The organism is Paraburkholderia phytofirmans OLGA172, from assembly GCF_001634365.1.
Taxonomy (GTDB): domain Bacteria; phylum Pseudomonadota; class Gammaproteobacteria; order Burkholderiales; family Burkholderiaceae; genus Paraburkholderia.
Window position 1 is genome coordinate 1789778 of record NZ_CP014579.1, and the last position, 17605, is coordinate 1807382.

The window sequence follows — 17605 nt, forward strand, 5'->3', positions numbered from 1 at the left end:
CCTTGGATTCTATGAGTCGCGCATGAATAAGGGAATATTGGTTTTTCCGATGATAGGCATTGGCGGCTTCTGCCCAAGGCGTTTATGCCAGCAAATCTGATTCCGGGCGCAGGGTGAGAGCCGCCAGGAAAACTTCAAGACCACATCAGCCCTTTACCTACATCACAGAAGGGTCGGAAGCCGTCATTTTCCGGCCTCGCGGCGACTCTGCTCTTCGACGGTGAAGATCGCTTCCGGGACTGATTCGAGCCGCGCTTTCGGTATCGGCTCACCACTCGCATCATGCGAGAGGCGGCAGCATCAACTATCGTCAACGTTGTCCGCGTAATGGTCGATAGCGACCTTGCACTCGTCCACCACGACCTGAAGGAAAGCCGGCTCATTTCTTTCAACCCACCGCTCCACACGAAGAAAGCGTGCCGTTCCGAGATCGGCGATGCGCTCCGGGTCCGCGGCCGTGACATCGACTGTGGCGATCCCCCGGTAGCCTTGCAGAGATGAGATCGTTGCGGAGATCAGAAACCGTCGATATGCAAATTCATTGTGTGCCATGAAACCTCCCGCCACCAGATGATCTGGAGCCTCGCGATTCCTTTGTACTCGGAGTCTATGAGCAAGTCATGACCCTGTGAACATGGGTTTTTCCGATGCTGGATATTGGTGAAATACGTCTATCGGTTTGCCCTTCCGCCTCGATATCTGTGTGTCGGCGCGCAGGAATTGCGGCATGATGGCGCTTGGGAGAAGCGCGCACGCCGGATTGCGGGCAAATATGGATCATGAACGCGACAAAGGAGAAAACGATGCCAGCACGCACTGTTTCTTACGGCGAGTTTGAGATCGCCGTGCGCCCCGAGCGCAACAAGCTCGGCGCCTGGATCGCAAGTGTGAGTGTGAGTCATGGTGCCCGAACAGTCGTCGACATTCGTCCTATGACCGTTCAACCCGAGTGGCTAACCGAAGAAGAAGCGACGAGAGACGGGGTCGAATGGGCACGCCGGTTCATCGATCATGAGTTCAACACGCCGCAGCCCCGCTCCTGGGTCGCCGAGCGCTCTCATGCGGAAACCTGGTTCCGTGATGCCGGGAAAGCCGGCAGCTCCGAAACCAGTGCTTGAGACCTGCGTGGACATGAACCGTGGCAAGGTCGAATTCACTGCGTGAATGCCATGTGACACCAAAGGCAGTTGATCAGTGGCGCCGTAGGCGCGCTTCAATTTCCCGGGATTTGAGCGTCGACAGATCTTCGCTAATTTGCTCGAATATGAGCCGGCGGGTAACCTCGCTGAGATCCGCTTTGACCATGCCGAGAAATTTTGGCTCGATAGCGAGTCTCAGACGATTGTAGAGTTGATGGAGCCGCCCTGCTTCCAGATATTCGGCGACGCGCTTTGCGAATTTCTCACGGTCCTTTTCCGTTAGCATCGTGCCGGAATATTCCGTGTTGATGAGACTTTCTTTTTCTTGCAAGTTGAGCGTCAGTCCTGGCGTCTGGAAAACACGCGCGCGACCTCCGTCAGCCACAACAAGCCACGTCATTTCGTTCATCATGCACCTCTAAGCAGGGAATTGTCTGCGTATACTGCATCCGCATTAACTGCTCGCCTTTATCCTTGCCAAAACCGCGACCACACGTTCCGTCAACAATTGACCCGCTTGCCGAACGGCTCTCACTCAAGATAGCAGTTCGGGCCCGCGACGCCCACAGTCGATTTACCGATTCATAGTATAGGTCTCAAAGTTTGCGCCGAAGGCTGCTGCGCGTATCCGCAGCGGCTTCCAGCTTGATCGGCGGATACGCATATCCCGTACCAAATTGAGTGCCAAACAGAGTACCAAACAGAGTACCAAACAGAGTGTCAGACCAGAGTACAGCGACTGCTGCCTGCGTCACGCCGCGCGCCTTGCGCGGCGGCGCGCAGTGCAGAGGCGCCCGGTGCGCTGGGATGACTTCTGGTCGTCATCGTTGCCGTACGCGATCTTCACCAGCTTGATCTTCGAATACCCGGGTTTCTTCAACTCTTCCTGCTACATGCCCGGCTCCCGAATTCCAAACCACCCATTCATGCGTGGTGCGCGACAACCATCCATGCGTGGTGCGCGACAACGGCTAACCTTTTTGTTGGTGACGACTGCTTGCTGCGATTCGCGCGACTACCGGCACCAAGCGAGGGCTGAGCACAGGAACTGAGCCAGCACGACTTTCAGCTCGAGCAACGATTGCATCAATCGTGACTCGTGCGACCGCGCGTTGTGCCCGCCTCGCGAAGTGCTTCAGACGGCGATCGCTGACCGGATGCCGCGCCCATACTAGCGCTGCGAACCAACCGATAACCGTCCATCCGAGCAGGATATTCACCATGGTCACCGCAAAAGCGTCTTTGCGTTCTCTGGCGTCCGCAATCATTGCCGGCGCCAGATAGAGCATCAGCGCACCCATGACAACAGCACCTTCGATAACCTTTAACATTTCGACACCTCGTTGCAGCCTCGGTCAGAAGACGACCTTCAGATTAGCGGCCTGCGTAGAAACGACCAACGGATTCGGCAGATTGACGGCTGCCAGATTCCGAAAATGATCCAGCTACGCCACCGTGCGCCACGAGTCGAGTGAGACGCGCGCCGCTGACAACAGTCAGTTTAAGCGGCGCCTATCTTTTTTCCATGCCAATAGGGTGAAATCACAATTGCTGCAGAATGAACAATGCGGACCCGCTACACCCATGGCGGGTTCGCGGGCACCCGTTACGCTCATTTGTCGATTCTAGTGAGCGTCTGAGGGCGCGTTCGCCATCGCGTCGACTAACTCCAACGATTTCGGCACCACCTCAGACGTATCGGACACTGGAGCTGGGCCAGCCTCATGGCGATGGACGTCGTGCGTAACGAAGCCAAGGTCATGGCTGGGAACGTCGAACCAGTTGGGATTACCGAACGAGCGGCGGATGTCCTCGAGCCCGCTCGCCCAATGTTCGCCCATGGTGTCGTTGCTGAACTCGTAGTCCTTGTAGTGACCTTCAAAAAACTTGTTCTTGTAGATGAGGTGCACGACATTGACCGCACCGCCGTCTGCTACTTGCTGTGCCTGCTGGACTAGCGGGTGGGTCCGCCGCACTTTCTCGGGAATGTGTTCAAGCAGTTCCTTGATCAGGCGAGCATGCTTCTGGCTCTGCGACACGAAGGCCGTGATGGCGCGGGTCCGGCTTGAGTATTGAATGTCCTTGGTCCGCTCGGCGATATCAAGGAAATCGCCAGGTAGCGTTCCTCCTGCGCTCCACAGGTCAACCTGAAAGACCAGCGTATCCTTGTGCTGGCATTCCTTAACGATTTCCGTAAGCGGCGTATTAGAGACCAGACCTCCGTCCCAGTAATACTCCCCGTCGATTTCCACCGCTGGAAAACCTGGCGGCAACGCGCCAGACGCCATAAAGTGCTCCGGCTCAAGACGAGTCTGTGTGTTGTCAAAGTACACCAGATTGCCCGTGCGAACATTGACCGCGCCGACCGAGACGCGAACGTCCCCATCGTTGATGCGGTCGAAATTGGCGTACTTGACGAGCGTCGCACGCAACGCCGTCGTATCGTAAAAGCTCACCTCGTTCGGCTGTTTCTTTGCCACGCCGGCGATGGGTACGGAAAAACGCGGTTCGAAAAAGCCCTTTTGACCTTCAGTCAAAGCGCGAGCAGCAGCCCACATGCTCGACCATTTGCGCCCAACGTCCGGAAACCCAAACGCTGCCGGGACCAAAGCGCCAACGTGGCCCAGCAAGTCCGCTGGTTGACAGATGGTGTTCCAGAAGCCGCGCAATGCTTCTACGCGGTCCTCTGGCGCATTGCCGGCGATGATGGCGGTGTTCAGGGCACCGATCGAGATGCCCGAAATCCAGCTGGGTTCAACACCCGCTTCTGCAAGCCCCTCGTAGACGCCGGCCTGATAGGAACCCAACGCGCCACCGCCCTGCAGGACCAAACCGATTTCGTCGTAGGAAGGTAGCTCAAGATGATTCGGTTGCTTTAATGTATTGCGTTGACTGTGGCGCATTGTCGGCTCCTTATTGCATAAACCAACCGTGGCTGACTACGATCGACTGCCCCGTCAGCGCCGCTGATTCAAACCCGGCCAGGAAGGCCACCGTTCTGGCAACGTCCTCTACGGTAGTAAATTCGCCGTCAACGGTTTCCTTCAGCATCACGTCCTTAACGACCTGAGCTTCCGAGATACCGAGCGCCTTCGCCTGTTCCGGAATCTGCTTGTCGACCAATGGAGTACGAACAAAGCCCGGACATACAACATTCGCTCTCACACCGCGCGAACCGCCTTCCTTCGCGACCACGCGCGCAAGACCCAGCAGACCGTGCTTGGCGGTGACGTAAGCCGACTTCAGCTTCGACGCTTCGTGTGAATGAACCGAGCCCATGTAGATGATCGAGCCACCCTTTCCGGATGCGTACATATGCTTGATAGCAGCCTTCGTGGTCAGAAATGCGCCATCCAGGTGAATGGCAAGCATCTTCTTCCAGTCGGAATAGGCGTAGTCTTCAATCGGGTTGACAATCTGAATGCCCGCGTTCGACACCAACACATCGATACCGCCAAGTTTGCCGACTGCTTCTTCGATACCTGCGTTGACCGCTTCTTCGCTTGTGACGTCCATCGACACCGCAAGTGCTTTCCCACCTGCAGCGACGATACTGTCCGCGACCTGCTGCGCGTTTGCCAGATTCAGGTCCGCAATGACGACGGCCGCACCGTCCGAAGCCAGTTTGCGTGCGCATTGTTCACCGATACCGCTTGCGGCGCCCGTCACGAGCGCGACTTTTCCTTGCAATGACATAAGTTTTTCCTTGCTGAATTATTGGTTCACGGCGAGCTTCAGTGCTTCCGCCGGGGCGAGGTAGTCATAAGCGACTTCGCCAATATCGAGGGTGAGATTTGCAATGACGTGTCTGGCGGACACTACCCTTTTGACAGGCAGGTCAGCGACCGGCGCCAACGCATGTGCGTGCAGATCGAGCGCAGCGGGGCCTTCCCATGCACCGAGCACAGAAACGTCGCGCAAGTAGAACCGTACGAGTTCGCAAATCCGCGGTGAGCCATCGACATGGGGGATGACCTTCAACAGGTAATTGGGCGTGTCCGCGAGTTTCTTGCGTTCAGATTCGATATCGAGCGCGCGGTACTTGTAGCCCATCGTGCCCGTAGCGATCCGTTGCGTCCCATAGTCGAGTGTGCCGAGCAACGTATCCTTTCCGTCAACGGATAAACGGGGTGAAGCGAGCTTTTTCGGAAAACCCCAAATCTCCCGGCCGCCAGCAATCGGACCTTCGTCATCGAGATACATTGCGTGCGTATAGCTGGCTTTCCGGCCGGCTTCATCCAGGACCGAAATGGCTTGGCCACTCTCTGTGTAGTCGCCGAATCCGGATGAATCTGGCATCCGGATGAACTCGTAATGGACCAGGCCATTGTCGACCGTCAGTGGCTCCGGCACGACCGCGCGAAGCGCGTCGATGTCGGTCTCGTACGAAATGATGAAGTATTCGCGGTTGAGGAATCGAAATGGCGGACGCGGATAGGCCGGGTTGTGCACAGGCATTGCGAAGGCATTTTTGCGGATTTCATCGAGTGTCACAACAATTTCTCCGTTGAATAGCGAAGGCAGCATCGTAGTGGCAAGTCGCAGTGGCCTTCAATGACACGCACATGGCGGGCGATGATTGCGCGACTGGCGTGTCGGAGTTCAAGAGTCCATCCCGCTTGGGTTTGAGCCGCGTTTGAGAGTGCCTCGATGGCACATTATCCAACTTCGCAAAACACTGTTGCAGGATGGATTTTGGCGTTGAGGGAACCCACGCTTAAGATTCGAAGTCGCACACCGGCCACGCTAGCCCAACGAAACACCCCACGCGCGCACGAGCGCAAGCGCAAGCACAAGCACAAGCACAAGCGCAAGCGCAAGCGCGAGCGCGAGCACGAGCACGAGCACGAGCACGAGCACGAGCACGAGCACGAGCGCGAGCACGGCGACGCCGATCGGCGATTGTTGCGACAGCGGCATCGCTACCAGTGCGAATCCAATCATGCCGAAGCCGAGCAGCGGGCATGTAATCGTCGACATCGTGGAATTCGCGTTACGCAGCAGGAACGGCGTGATGTACGTGTACGAGGAGAAATGCGCGCCGAATACGAGCGCCACCAGAGGACGCGGCGCTATCGTCCGGCGAGGCAGTGCTCGCCGGCGGATTATCTTCCATTAACATAGTATGGTTTGCGGGTAACTAAACAACGGGTGGGATTGGAGCAGCTGCACCGGACTAATCAATTCACGGACAGCAAATCGTGAATAAAAAGGCAGGCGGTATTGGCCCGCTTATGATTGCGATCGGAAAAAACAGCGGGTGAAAACCTGAACGGCGCACACCTTGACATCGTATTAAATCGCCCGCAGGCCACTCAGTAAAATTGCGGTTGGGCGTATGGGTAGTTCGATCAGGGCGCCGTGGCGCGAGTGGGTTAGAGGCGGTGTGTGCTGCTCCCCCACCGCCTCCCGAACTGCCGGCCTGCTATTGGCCAAAATAGATCCTGCAATGCGGCCCGGACGAGCACGGCCGTTCCTGTCGGCCTCCCGCCTCCGTCGCGCCTGCGGCCACGCCGCCATAGGAAACGTTCCGCACCGGTTGAGCGGCCGGCATCATGGTCCGCCCGGTTTCACCAAACGACATGTCGGTGATGTCTTGCGCAGATTCGTTCGCGTTCTGCATTAACACCCGGCCCGACGCAGCTTCGTCCTGCTGGCTGTCCAGTGCGCCGGCTGTGTTCGGCGCAAGAAAGAGAGCGGCGCTTGCCAACGCCATCAATAAACGTAGTTTCATGTCCAGACTCCTCGAATCCGGCGCAGCAGCTTTCATCCCCTTAAAAAGAATTGATCCGCAAAAAAACGTCATGCCGCCAAATCGAACTGACGGACGGGCGAATGCCTATGCGGGACTGCTGCGGCGAGTCACCGAATTAAACGAGTAAATAGTTGCCAGACCTGAAACCGATGTCGGGCGCGCACGCGCGGCTTGCCGGAATCGGTCGCCACCAGGCTGGAAACGCAGATTGTTGCTCCGCTGTTCCGTTATAGGTCGGCCACTCAGGATTTCAAACCCGGCGGTGCAGGCTGCCAGCGGCATCGGTTGCCGCCCGATCGGGGACATGCGGCAACAAAATCAGCCATGCTGGCGCGTGCATTATCCGAACAGTGCGCTATGATGCTGGAATAACGCACAAAATCAGCCCAGCGCGAGGCACCGGCGAGAGACGGGGCGCGGGCGTGAGACAGGCGATTCGCAATCAGTACATCGTCATCACCGTTTTTTCCATAGCGGCCGTAGGCTTACCCAGCCGTACCTGTCGCGCGGCGGAGCGCTTGAATATTCACTGATTGGCGCGGCCGGCCTTATAAGCGGCCTCACCGGGCATATGCTGTAACGCAATTTATGAGGCACCGTTTTGACGCTGCCGCTGGGATTTCCTTCGATCAATAACTTTACCGCTGGCGGGCCCCATTCACATGGGCTCAATGCCTACGCGGCTTCTCCTTGCAATCTGTAACTGACAGAACGCCGGACGCTTTAGAAGGACGAATATCTTATGGACGAAAGGAAGCGAGATAGCATGATTGCGTATCTCCGCCATCGCATGGAAGAGTTTGGTATCAAACCAGAAGACCTCGCCGCCGCGCTGGCGGCCGAACCGAAGGGGCAAAAAGCCGAGCGCTACCGCAGCGCAACGGGAGATAGCTGGGACGGCCAGGGTGAAATGCCCCAATGGCTTAAACAGGCAATTAGCGCAGGTCAATCAATCGACCACTTCGAATTGTCGGCCACGCCGGCGCCCGCCCCGCAGCCGAGGAAACAGGTGGACTGGCTAAACGACCCGTTCGCGGGAAGTCCGCTTGCGCGCCAGAACAACCGGTAAGCCGTCGGACTGTTAGACCGCTAGCGCAAAGGCATCACCCCGCACCGCCCTGATGGCAACAGCAGGTTCGACACGCTCGTCGACGCGGGCGTGTTCGCGCCATGTCCGCTGGCGAAGAGAAGTTGTGCGCCAACGGTTTGCATCCAGACACCTGGGCCCGCCGTATATCCCGTCAGAGCAGCGCAATCGGGCGTTGCGTCTTCGGGAGACCGGTCATGAAAGGAAAATTGGTTTTTGCCGCTGCTGCTTTGTCGATTGCCACCTCCTGCGTATTCGCTGCAGGCGAAACCGTTACGGTTGGCGGACAGGCGATGTACCCCACCAGGGACATCGTCGACAACGCGGTCAATTCCGCGGATCACACCACGCTAGTCGCCGCGGTCAAAGCGGCGGGTCTCGTCGATACGCTCAAGAGTCCGGGGCCGTTCACCGTCTTCGCGCCGACCAATGAAGCGTTTGCGGCATTGCCGGCCGGTACGGTCGACACGCTCGTCAAGCCTGAAAACAAGGCGATGCTCACCAGCATTCTCACCTATCACGTGCTCACCGGCCGTTACGACTTCAGGAAGCTGGACACGGCGATCAAGGCAGGCGGCGGCAAAGCGTCGATCAGGACGGTCAACGGCGAGATGCTCACCTTCACGGAAAACGGACCACGCAATATCGTCGTCGCCGACGCAGCGGGCCACACCGCAGACATCTCCACCTACGACGTCTACCAGAGCAACGGTGTCATCATGGTGGTCGACAAGGTGCTCATGCCGAAGTAACGGGCAGCACCGGCAGGCACGGGATGCCGTCCGATGACGCTATGAATCCGCCGAAAACCGCGCCTTGAATCGCGCCCCGCAGTGCGCGTCAGGCGTCGCTCAACCAGTCGACACGCGGAGAGCCGTTCACATGCCGCAACCGCACTGTATGACGGGGCTCGTTGGGCCGCTCATTGACGCGCGCGATGCGTCGCCGGCTTGCGCCGGCGACGCCGCGGCATACTGCGGCAATTCGATAAACGTGCTGACCTGCCGGACGATTTGCCAGAATACCTTTTCAAACACGCGGACGCGCTCCGGCTCGGGCATTCCGTCGGTAAGCGGATCGGCAAAGATCCAGTTGCACAACGCAGGCGTTCCGGGAAAGAGCGGCGCATGATGCCCGGCGACGCATTCGTCCATGGCGATGACGAGGTCCATCCGCGGCGCCCATTCGCCGGTGAATTCCAGCCAGCTTTTCGGGCTGAGCACGCCGAGGTCCGATATGCCCGGCCGCAATTGCGCGACCGCACTGGGATGAACCCGCGCGGCCGGCTCCGGCCCGGCGCTGAATGCGTCGAACCGGTGTCCCGCCAGTTCGCGCAGTAAAGCCTCGGCGATGATGCTGCGTGCTGAATTCTCGCGACAGAGAAACAGCACCTTGTATTTTTTTCTGGTCACGCTCACCCCGTACCCGTGTTTTTTTAGCTCTCAGTGACATTCTGCCGGCCCAGTCTTGCGCCCCCGTGACACTACGATGTCTTTATTTGTTGCGCCACGAGAATTTTTACCAGGTCGGTCAAGACTCGGACATCGGGCGTCGCATTTGCGACGAAGCGTAGCAGCGCAAATTCTCGCCTTTCAATATGCCGTCAGTCACGCGCGCCGGCCAGGCGACCATCGCGGCAACGGCGTCTGCTCAGCCGGAAGCCTCGCTGTCGCGCCGCTCGGACACGATCCGATTCGCCGCGTCGTTTGCGCCGCCAGACGCCGCCGGTGGGGTTTCGAACAGCATCGCCGCAGGCTGCGTACTGACCGCCTTGACGCCGTTCACAATGCCGGGCGTCGCGACGTATGGGACAAATGCCGCCATTGCAACGACAAAAATAAAAGTAACCATGGCCGTCGTGCCTCTCGGAATCTGCAACATGGAGGTCAAGCGAAATGGGGCTTTTTCGCAATCGAACGACACATGTCACGAACGTGACTTTAATTTTAGAGGGGGATACCTAATCGCTGAAGGCCGCTCTCTATATCAATTCGGTCTACGTCTCTGGTCTAGCGGCCAAAATCATCTGTTCAAAACCGCAAACCGTTCAGGAACTGAAACCAGAGTCCGCCCAGTACGCCGGCCGGGTGGGCATCGTTTGCGCTTTCTTCGCGCTTGCCTGGGTTGCCGTGGTTAGCCGGCGCGCCACGATTGGCGGCATTATCGTCCACGGCAGCCGCCCCCGCCTCGGCTGAAACGTCAGGGACGTCTGCCGCGGCTGCCGCCTCGGCGGCGGCAACGGCCTTCTCCGCCTCGCGCCGCGCCGCCTGCAAGGCCGACACACTGTCGGCGATCTGCGCGGCCCGCCGCGCCTCGCATCGACGTCCTAGCAGCACGCCAAACAGCACATCGCGATTGTGGCCGTCGTCGGCGAAACGCATGGCGAGCGACACCATCTCGGCATAGGCCGCTTCGTCCGCCGCGCGCGCCACCGCCTCGCGTTCAGCTTGCGCTTTTTGCTGGCGGGCATGCTGCGCTTCCCAGCCGCGCATCTGCTCGGAATAAACCGTGTCATACACCTTGCGCTGCGCGGCGTCGGAGAGGATCGCATACGCGTCCTTGATTTCCTGGAAAGTGGCGCGCGCAACTTCTTCGGCGCCGCTGTTGCGATCCGGATGCCATTTCATCGCGGCCTTGCGGTAGGCCCGCTTGATTTCTTCGTCTGTGGCGTGCGCATGCACACCGAGCGTGTCATATAGGGTTGCCATTGCTTGCTCGACCTCGTCGGGAATCGCTTCGCGGACCATCGTAGCATGCGAAAAACGGCTCTATCGTGAAGTGGCACGCGCTTACGCCACTGAAAGGCCAGACGAAAAAAAGCCTCGCCGCTGGCGGACAGGCTGCTGAGCCGCCCAAAACCCGCGCGGTTATATCGTTAGAACAAAAAGTCGCTTCGCCCGGGTCGCGGCGGTCATTAAGATGACATTTCAAAGTCCGGTTCGCCCCGGTTTGTCTCTCGCGCAGCCCCGCGCCAGCGTCCCGTGAGCCGCTACCGAAGGAGCATTTCGTTGACCAGTTTCGATCATCAGCGCCGGCCACTCGTCATCGGCATCGGCGGCACGACACGCGCGGCGTCGTCGACCGAGCGCGCGCTCGGCTTTGCGCTGCGTGGTGCGCAGGCCGCGGGCGCGAACACCCGCCTGTTCGGCGGCACCTTCCTGCATAGCCTGCCCCACTACGCACCGAAGGACGTCCTCTTGGGGGACGCCCCGGAAAACCCTCAACGCACCGACGAACAGCTGGAACTGATCGAGGCCGTGCGCCATGCGGACGCGTTGATCATCGCGACGCCCGGCTATCACGGCGGCGTCTCGGGTCTCGTCAAGAACGCGCTGGACACGCTCGAAGAGTTGCGCGCCGATGAGCGGCCGTATCTGGATGGCCGCGCGGTCGGTTGCATCGTCACCGCTTATGGCTGGCAGGCTGCCGGCTCGGTGCTGACCTCGCTGCGCTCGATCGTCCACGCGTTGCGCGGCTGGCCCACGCCGTTCGGCGCCGGAATCAACACGCTGGAAACGCGCTTCGACACCGTCGGCACCTGTTCCGACGCCAAAGTTGTCGATCAGCTCGCCACGGTCGGCCAGCAGGCCGCGCAATTCGCCCTGGCGTTCAACGCGCATCGCACGCCGACGGCCGCGCCGCTCAGTCATGCAGTCAGGGAAGCGGAACCCGCCCGCTTGCTGCACGCGGTTTAAACCGCGAAGCGTATGACATCGTGGAGCGCCGCTTGCGCTCCACGAATCCTCCACGAATCCTGTTTGCCGGCTGGTTTTCTCGACCCGGCCGCCGCCCTCGTTCGAAACCGTGCGCCACATAACAGACCACTCGCCCGCCACGCCGGATAGTGTGTCTGAGCACTGCGACCGTAGCCCGATCCGGCCTTCTGAAGACCGTTCCCGAACCTCGCTGATTTGCTTACGACGAAAGATTGGTTCACCCGCTGCGCGGCGCGGCTTACGCTTGATCCTGCCCGCTCACTCACCGGTTGCCCGACGCACAGGGTTGCGTCCCGCGCGCCGGCTCCTTGGCAATACACGCGGGCATACTCAATGCCACGATCATGAATTCACATATCCGCTACAAGGGCTACGAAGTCGCACCAGCTGCACAACGGCTGCCCAACGGCTTGTTCGCCGCCAACCTGACCATCGAGAAAACCACCGCAAGCGAGGCTCAAGCCTACTCGTTCGACGCGCTCGATTACTTCTTCGACGAAGAACACGCGCTCGCCTATGCGTTCCGCTGGGGACGCATGTGGATCGACAGCCACCAATAACCCGCGCCGCCCCACCCGATAACGCCCACGGACTCCATCGCAGCGATCACGTCAGTCAGGCGCGCAGAGTCCAAAAGCCAATCGCCCTGCGCACGCGCGACCTGGCACTGCGGCAAACGCAGATCACTTTGCGCCATTTGGCGTCGGTTATTAAACGGCTGTGCCAGAATAGGCGACACTTCAGTTCAAGGAGACGCCTGCAATGACATGGACCGTCGATGAACAGTTGGCCCTAACCGCAACGGAAGCGGTCGCTGCGATCCAGTCCGGGCGCCTCAAAGCCGCCGACTATATGGCCACGCTGCTGGCGCGCGCGGCGTCGCTCTCGAGCCTCAATGCGCTCACCTCGCTCGACCTCGACGGCGCGCTGGCCGCCGCGCGGCGCATCGACGCGTTGCCGCCCGAAGCAAAAGCGCAATTGGCGCTCGCCGGTTTGCCCATCGTCGTGAAGGACAACATCAACACGGCCGGCATGCAGACCTCGGCGGGCACGCCCGCTCTGGAGGGCTTCGTGCCGAAGGCGAACGCACCGTCGGTACAACGGCTTCTCGATGCCGGCGCGATCGTGCTCGGCAAAGCCAACATGCACGAACTCGCGTTCGGCATCACCAGCACGAACTTCGCCACGCACGCCGGGCCGGTGCGCAATCCGTACGACCCCACCCTGATCCCCGGCGGCTCGTCGGGCGGCACCGCCGCCGCGATCGCCGCGCGCATCGCGCCCGCTGGCCTCGGCACCGACACCGGCGGCTCCACCCGTATTCCGGCCGCGTTGACGGGCATCGCGGGGTTTCGTCCGTCAGTCGGGAACGGCGCCGCCGAGCGGCGCTATCACGACCCGAATGCCGTCGTGCCGATCAGCCATACGCGCGACACGGTGGGGCCGATGGCGCGCACAGTCGCCGATATCGCGTTGCTCGACGCCGTGATCACCGGAGCAGGACCGTTGCCCGCCATCACCTTGAACGGCTTGCGCATTGGCTTGCCCGCGCCGCTCTGGGAAGGACTCGAAAGGCAGGTGGAAGAAGTCGCGCGCGCCGCCTTGCGCCGGCTCGAAGCAGCGGGCGTCACCTTCGTGCCTGTCGCGATGGGCGAACTGGAAACCTTGAACAGCCGGGTAGGCGGTCCGATCGCGATCCATGAGCCGCGCGAGGACGTACTCGCCTGGCTCGTCGCCAACGACGCGCCGGTCAAGACCGTGGCTGAAATGGCGGCCCGCATCGCGAGCCCGGACGTGCGCGCGATTTACGACAGCGTGCTCGCCGACGTGCTCGGCGCCCATTACGACGCCGCCCTGCTGCAATGGCGGCCGCGCTTGCAGCAGTATGTCGCGGCGACTTTTGCCGATGAGCGGCTCGACGCGCTGCTGTTCCCGACCACGCGCCTCGCCGCGGTGCCGATCGACGACCTGAACGGTTCGTCGACAGTCTCGATCGATGGCGCCGCGCCGATCGATACGATGGACGCGTTCCTGCGCAATACCGACCCGGCCAGCACGTCCGGCATTCCGGGCTTGTCGCTGGCGGCCGGGATGAGCGCCGGCGGCCTGCCGGTCGGCCTGGAACTGGATGGGCCGCTCGGCGAGGACCGGCGCTTGCTGGCGATCGGCGTCGCCTTCGAGCAATTGCTCGGCGTGCTGCCGGCGCCGATGCTCTGAGCGCTTTGAAGATGGCGCCGAAGTGGCCGCTAAGGGGGCCATTGAATATCTTGCTGAAACCTCCGTTAAAAAAACCCCGATCCGCATGCCGATAACCGTGCCAAAACCGTCCCGCCTGCGGCAAACGCTGCTGCGAACCTTCGCCGCAGTGGCGCTCGCCATGATTGCCAACGCCTGCACGCACCTTGCCGCAGTCGATTCGAACGCGCTCTGGAAAATTGTCGATCAGCGCTGCGTGCCGTCGCAACAGGCCACCGGCACGCCGGGCCAGTGCACGCTCGTCGACCTCGACAAACGCTATGTAATCCTGAAGGACATTGTTGGCCGTTCGCAGCATCTGCTGATTCCAACCGACCGCGTCACCGGCATAGAAAGCCCATTCGTGCTGGCGCCGAATGCACAGAACTACTGGGACGACGCGTGGGCGTCGCGGCTTTACGTCGAGGAGTCCGTCAAGCGGACCTTGCCCGACAATCAACTCGGCCTCGAGATCAACTCGCAGTACCGCCGCTCGCAAAACCAGTTGCATATCCATATCGATTGCATGCACGGCAACGTGAGCGACGCACTCGCGCGTCACGCGAAGGACACGCCAGGCGAGTGGCATTGGGATACGCTCGACGGCCAGCGCTACCGGATCATGCGCGTCACCTCGCTCGCTCAGGCGAACAATCCGTTTCGCATCGTCGCGCGCGACGACCGGGACAGCGAGGCGATGGCCATGCAAACCATCCTCGTGACCGGCGCGGGGCCATCGGCGCAGAAGGACGGCTGGCTCGTCGTGAATAGCGCCCTGGATGTCGACAATGGCAGCGGCACGGCGGAAGGCTTGCTCGATCATGCCTGCCGTGTGGCGGACGGCGGTTGAGCGTCGATTGCCTATCGCGCGGACAGGATCCGCGTGGACCCTGGGAGGCTTCATAGTCTTCCGTCAAGGTACGTCACACAATCTGCCCAGTTGGAATAACTGATATTCCTGACACCCGCAGTGTAGGGCTATACATCAGTATAATTCCTGCCCTGCCCCGCCTCGCGTGAGCTACTCTACGTTAGAGGCAGCCTCGCGCATGCAAGACTGTATTTTCACGCCCGATGTATTGGAAGAACCGAGGTTCATTGCTTGTGCGCCGATCACATAGCTTCCATTGTCGACGATGACGAGGCTGTTCGCGTCGCTACTGCGAGCCTGGTTCGCTCTTTCGGCTGGCAGGTGCACGCGTTCGCATCGGCGGAAGCTTTTCTACACTCCGGCCCCATCGAAGAGACGTCATGCCTGATCTCCGATGTACAAATGCCGAACATGTCTGGCATCGAGATGCATGATCGTCTTCTCGAGCTCGGGTGTGCGCCGCCAACCATCTTCATTACGGCCTTCCCAACGGTTGCCCTACAGGCGAAAAGCGAGAGAAACGGCGCGCTGGCATTCCTCGAAAAGCCGATCGACGCCGAGGTCATGGAACGCTACCTCAACCTCGCGTTAGCCAAACAGGTGGGCGATCCATAGGCCAATCGCGGATGCGCGAGACGCTATTTCAGATGGCGGCCACCGATCTCAGCGCTGCGGCCTTTCGATCGACTCTATGCATGTATCGTGACCGAATTATTGAAACCCGCAGAGGAAGTCGCGCGGATTCAGGACCTGCCGCCCGCTTGCGCCTCGCGATCAAGCATGAACGCCGATCGGCTCGCTCGACTGCGGTATCTGGTCATGCTGTGGATTTCCGGCTGCATCGCCTTGGGAGCCGTCACATGGGCGTGCTTCGCGCTTCGATGCGGCATGGCCACGACCAGCTTCATCTATCTCATGGTGATCGTGTTGCTGTCCTTTCTGGACAGCTTCGTTTCATCCACCGTTTTCTCTATCTTCTGCGCCGGTTGTCTGAACTACTTCTTTACGGCACCGTTGTTCAGCTTCCGGGTAGCCCACACGCAGGATTTCCTGGCGCTGGCTACTTTCCTGATTACCTCCCACGCTATCACTGCGCTGGTCAGGCACACGCGCCGACTGGGCGAAGCACAGCGCGAGCAGGCACGGCTGCTCGATCTTACGCACGACACGATTCTGGTTACCGACATGACTCGCGTGATCAGCTATTGGAATCGCGGCGCCGAGGAGCTCTACGGATGGAAAAGAGAAGAAGCGATCGGCAAAGTCGCCCACCAGCTTCTGCAAACGATATTTCCAGTTGCGCTCGATGACATCAACGAACAGTTGTCGCGCACCGGGCGCTGGGAGGGAGAGCTTGTCCATACCAAACGGGATGGCTCCAAGGTTGTAGTGGCCAGCCGCTGGTCGCTGCAACGAAGCGAAAGCGGGCGGCCGCTCGCTACGCTCGTAACCAACAACGATATTTCGGAACGCAGGCGGGCCGAAGATGAACTGCGCCGCAGTCAGGCCGAATACCTCGCCGAAGCACAGAGACTGAGCCTCACAGGCAGCTTTGGCTGGCGCGTGTCGAACGGAGAACTCTTCTGGTCCGACCAGAGCTTCAGGATTTTTGGCTACGATCCGGAAATCACGCCATCCCGGGAGATGGTGCTGCAACGCACCCATCCGGACGATGTCGCGCGTGTCAAGCAGTTGTTCGAACAGGCAGCGACAACCGGGCGCGACTTCGATTTCCAGCATCGGTTGCTCAGCCCCGACGGGTCCATCAAACATCTCCACGTTGTCGCCCATGCGGTAATCGACGAACAGGGCAGCCACAAGTTCGTCGGCGCGATCCAGGATATAACCGCGGCCACGCTTGCAGACGAGCAGTTACGCGAGGCACAGACTGAACTCGCGCGTATGAGTCGCGTGATGGCGCTCGGCGAGTTGAGCGCATCCATCGCACACGAGGTCAACCAGCCTCTGGCAGCTATCGTTACCAGCGGTGCGGCCTGTTTGCGCTGGCTAGGTCACGCGACGCCGCAACCGGACGAAGTGCGGGCCTGCGTGCAGAACATGATGGCCAACGGCAAGCGCGCGGGTGAAATCGTCCGGCGTATCCGCACGCTCACCAAGCGGGACACACCTCAGAAAATGCGCCTCGGCCTCAACGAGGTCGTCACCGAAGTTGCATCTCTGGTACAGCATCAGGTCCTTACTCATCGGGTTAAGTTGCGCGTCAAACTCGCATGCGGGTTGCCCCGGTTGGCCGCCGATCGGATCGAACTTCAGCAGGTGATCCTGAATCTCGTGATAAACGGCATTCAGGCAATCGATGAAACCGACGACGGGTTACGCGAACTATTGATCGAAACGCGTCAGGACGAGGACGGATGGGTGGTCGTCGCGGTACAGGATTCGGGACCCGGCATCAAGGCGGAAAACGTCAACCACCTGTTCGACCCTTTCTTCACCACCAAGTCCGATGGCATGGGCATGGGGCTCTCGATCTGCCGTTCTATCATCGAAGCCCACGGAGGACGGGTGTGGGCGTCCAGCCATGCAGCGCGTGGCGCGGTCTTTCAGTGCAGCCTGCCCGCCCTCGGCGAGAGTGACCTCACCGAGCCCGCCCGCTGTCGATAACCTTGGTTTAGACGACTGTCGGCGTCGCCCGACGGGGATATTTCAGATATCTCGTACGCGGCGAACTCCGGAGAATTGCCGGCACGACGGTATCGGCCTCATCACAGCGTGCTGCTTCATCGAGCCCATTCCGCCCAGGAATCGTTGATATTTCGAGGGGATATCTTCCGTCAGCCC

At 60.1% G+C, this 17605-nt stretch carries 21 protein-coding genes and 1 pseudogene; 9 read left to right on the plus strand and 13 right to left on the minus strand.

Annotated features, from left to right (window positions below):
* Positions 1–183: 183 nt before the first annotated feature.
* Both AYM40_RS43305 and AYM40_RS28015 read right to left on the minus strand, forming a co-directional pair.
* A complete protein-coding gene (locus AYM40_RS43305; RefSeq protein WP_256390501.1) occupies positions 184–264 on the minus strand; it encodes a hypothetical protein in 81 nt (26 codons plus the stop codon).
* 36 nt (positions 265–300) lie between these two features.
* On the minus strand, positions 301–552 hold the full coding sequence (locus AYM40_RS28015) for a hypothetical protein (RefSeq protein WP_063499369.1): 252 nt from the start codon (positions 550–552) through the stop codon (positions 301–303).
* A gap of 251 nt (positions 553–803) precedes the next feature.
* On the opposite strand from AYM40_RS28015, the gene AYM40_RS28020 reads away from it, so the two are divergent.
* On the plus strand, positions 804–1118 hold the full coding sequence (locus AYM40_RS28020; protein WP_063499370.1) for a DUF6566 family protein: 315 nt from the start codon (positions 804–806) through the stop codon (positions 1116–1118).
* A 73-nt stretch (positions 1119–1191) separates the two neighbouring features.
* Here the strand turns inward: AYM40_RS28020 and AYM40_RS28025 are convergent, their stop codons facing one another.
* The 8 genes and pseudogenes from AYM40_RS28025 to AYM40_RS28055 all read right to left on the minus strand — a co-directional run bounded on the left by AYM40_RS28025 (position 1192) and on the right by AYM40_RS28055 (position 6873).
* Positions 1192–1551, minus strand: coding sequence for a host attachment protein (locus AYM40_RS28025; RefSeq protein ID WP_236720972.1), 360 nt, complete (start codon positions 1549–1551; stop codon positions 1192–1194).
* 366 nt (positions 1552–1917) lie between these two features.
* A pseudogene (locus AYM40_RS43860) lies at positions 1918–2028 on the minus strand (rhamnose ABC transporter substrate-binding protein); the annotation flags it as partial.
* 82 nt (positions 2029–2110) lie between these two features.
* Complete coding sequence (locus tag AYM40_RS28030) at positions 2111–2470, minus strand: superinfection immunity protein (protein WP_063499371.1); 360 nt, start codon at positions 2468–2470, stop codon at positions 2111–2113.
* 294 nt (positions 2471–2764) lie between these two features.
* On the minus strand, positions 2765–4042 hold the full coding sequence (locus AYM40_RS28035; RefSeq protein WP_063499372.1) for a DUF3734 domain-containing protein: 1278 nt from the start codon (positions 4040–4042) through the stop codon (positions 2765–2767).
* Between the two features lie 10 nt (positions 4043–4052).
* Complete coding sequence (locus tag AYM40_RS28040) at positions 4053–4835, minus strand: 3-hydroxybutyrate dehydrogenase (protein WP_063499373.1); 783 nt, start codon at positions 4833–4835, stop codon at positions 4053–4055.
* An 18-nt stretch (positions 4836–4853) separates the two neighbouring features.
* Positions 4854–5633, minus strand: a complete 780-nt coding sequence (locus tag AYM40_RS28045; RefSeq protein ID WP_063500752.1) for an acetoacetate decarboxylase — start codon at positions 5631–5633, stop codon at positions 4854–4856.
* 252 nt (positions 5634–5885) lie between these two features.
* On the minus strand, positions 5886–6197 hold the full coding sequence (locus AYM40_RS41775) for a hypothetical protein (RefSeq protein ID WP_063499374.1): 312 nt from the start codon (positions 6195–6197) through the stop codon (positions 5886–5888).
* A 367-nt stretch (positions 6198–6564) separates the two neighbouring features.
* Positions 6565–6873, minus strand: coding sequence for a hypothetical protein (locus AYM40_RS28055; protein WP_063499375.1), 309 nt, complete (start codon positions 6871–6873; stop codon positions 6565–6567).
* Positions 6874–7636: 763 nt separating this feature from the next.
* On the opposite strand from AYM40_RS28055, the gene AYM40_RS28060 reads away from it, so the two are divergent.
* Positions 7637–7963: an H-NS family nucleoid-associated regulatory protein gene (locus tag AYM40_RS28060; protein ID WP_082855347.1), complete on the plus strand. Its 327-nt coding sequence runs from the start codon at positions 7637–7639 to the stop codon at positions 7961–7963.
* A gap of 215 nt (positions 7964–8178) precedes the next feature.
* Complete coding sequence (locus tag AYM40_RS28065; protein WP_063499377.1) at positions 8179–8733, plus strand: fasciclin domain-containing protein; 555 nt, start codon at positions 8179–8181, stop codon at positions 8731–8733.
* 126 nt (positions 8734–8859) lie between these two features.
* Here the strand turns inward: AYM40_RS28065 and AYM40_RS28070 are convergent, their stop codons facing one another.
* From AYM40_RS28070 to AYM40_RS28080, 3 genes are all read right to left on the minus strand, one after another.
* Positions 8860–9393: a low molecular weight phosphatase family protein gene (locus AYM40_RS28070; protein WP_236720973.1), complete on the minus strand. Its 534-nt coding sequence runs from the start codon at positions 9391–9393 to the stop codon at positions 8860–8862.
* 238 nt (positions 9394–9631) lie between these two features.
* On the minus strand, positions 9632–9832 hold the full coding sequence (locus AYM40_RS28075) for a hypothetical protein (RefSeq protein ID WP_063500754.1): 201 nt from the start codon (positions 9830–9832) through the stop codon (positions 9632–9634).
* A 179-nt stretch (positions 9833–10011) separates the two neighbouring features.
* Positions 10012–10689 carry a J domain-containing protein gene (locus AYM40_RS28080; RefSeq protein WP_063500755.1) on the minus strand — a complete coding sequence of 226 codons (678 nt, stop codon included), beginning with the start codon at positions 10687–10689 and terminating at the stop codon, positions 10012–10014.
* A gap of 300 nt (positions 10690–10989) precedes the next feature.
* On the opposite strand from AYM40_RS28080, the gene AYM40_RS28085 reads away from it, so the two are divergent.
* From AYM40_RS28085 to AYM40_RS28110, 6 genes are all read left to right on the plus strand, one after another.
* A complete protein-coding gene (locus AYM40_RS28085; protein WP_063499378.1) occupies positions 10990–11676 on the plus strand; it encodes an NADPH-dependent FMN reductase in 687 nt (228 codons plus the stop codon).
* Positions 11677–12041: 365 nt separating this feature from the next.
* Positions 12042–12257, plus strand: a complete 216-nt coding sequence (locus tag AYM40_RS28090) for an HlyU family transcriptional regulator (RefSeq protein ID WP_063499379.1) — start codon at positions 12042–12044, stop codon at positions 12255–12257.
* Positions 12258–12459: 202 nt separating this feature from the next.
* Positions 12460–13914, plus strand: coding sequence for an indoleacetamide hydrolase (gene iaaH, locus AYM40_RS28095; RefSeq protein ID WP_063499380.1), 1455 nt, complete (start codon positions 12460–12462; stop codon positions 13912–13914).
* A 160-nt stretch (positions 13915–14074) separates the two neighbouring features.
* Positions 14075–14782 carry a CDP-diacylglycerol diphosphatase gene (locus AYM40_RS28100; RefSeq protein ID WP_236721116.1) on the plus strand — a complete coding sequence of 236 codons (708 nt, stop codon included), beginning with the start codon at positions 14075–14077 and terminating at the stop codon, positions 14780–14782.
* A 252-nt stretch (positions 14783–15034) separates the two neighbouring features.
* Positions 15035–15418, plus strand: a complete 384-nt coding sequence (locus tag AYM40_RS28105) for a response regulator transcription factor (RefSeq protein ID WP_063499382.1) — start codon at positions 15035–15037, stop codon at positions 15416–15418.
* A 165-nt stretch (positions 15419–15583) separates the two neighbouring features.
* Entirely contained in the window at positions 15584–17428 is a 1845-nt protein-coding gene (locus AYM40_RS28110) for a PAS domain-containing protein (protein WP_082855348.1), read from the plus strand.
* The last annotated feature ends 177 nt before the right edge of the window (positions 17429–17605 follow it).

Bases quoted from the DNA above. Each gene is read 5' to 3' on its own strand.
- AYM40_RS28090 (WP_063499379.1), top strand. From the start codon at position 12,042: ATGAATTCACATATCCGCTACAAGGGCTACGAAGTCGCACCAGCTGCA.
- AYM40_RS28015 (WP_063499369.1), bottom strand. From the start codon at position 552: ATGGCACACAATGAATTTGCATATCGACGGTTTCTGATCTCCGCAACG.
- AYM40_RS28025 (WP_236720972.1), bottom strand. From the start codon at position 1,551: ATGATGAACGAAATGACGTGGCTTGTTGTGGCTGACGGAGGTCGCGCG.
- AYM40_RS28060 (WP_082855347.1), top strand. From the start codon at position 7,637: ATGGACGAAAGGAAGCGAGATAGCATGATTGCGTATCTCCGCCATCGC.
- AYM40_RS28110 (WP_082855348.1), top strand. From the start codon at position 15,584: ATGAACGCCGATCGGCTCGCTCGACTGCGGTATCTGGTCATGCTGTGG.
- AYM40_RS28065 (WP_063499377.1), top strand. From the start codon at position 8,179: ATGAAAGGAAAATTGGTTTTTGCCGCTGCTGCTTTGTCGATTGCCACC.
- iaaH (WP_063499380.1), top strand. From the start codon at position 12,460: ATGACATGGACCGTCGATGAACAGTTGGCCCTAACCGCAACGGAAGCG.
- AYM40_RS28035 (WP_063499372.1), bottom strand. From the start codon at position 4,042: ATGCGCCACAGTCAACGCAATACATTAAAGCAACCGAATCATCTTGAG.
- AYM40_RS28020 (WP_063499370.1), top strand. From the start codon at position 804: ATGCCAGCACGCACTGTTTCTTACGGCGAGTTTGAGATCGCCGTGCGC.
- AYM40_RS28075 (WP_063500754.1), bottom strand. From the start codon at position 9,832: ATGGTTACTTTTATTTTTGTCGTTGCAATGGCGGCATTTGTCCCATAC.
- AYM40_RS28055 (WP_063499375.1), bottom strand. From the start codon at position 6,873: ATGAAACTACGTTTATTGATGGCGTTGGCAAGCGCCGCTCTCTTTCTT.
- AYM40_RS28030 (WP_063499371.1), bottom strand. From the start codon at position 2,470: ATGTTAAAGGTTATCGAAGGTGCTGTTGTCATGGGTGCGCTGATGCTC.
- AYM40_RS28040 (WP_063499373.1), bottom strand. From the start codon at position 4,835: ATGTCATTGCAAGGAAAAGTCGCGCTCGTGACGGGCGCCGCAAGCGGT.
- AYM40_RS28100 (WP_236721116.1), top strand. From the start codon at position 14,075: ATGATTGCCAACGCCTGCACGCACCTTGCCGCAGTCGATTCGAACGCG.
- AYM40_RS28080 (WP_063500755.1), bottom strand. From the start codon at position 10,689: ATGGCAACCCTATATGACACGCTCGGTGTGCATGCGCACGCCACAGAC.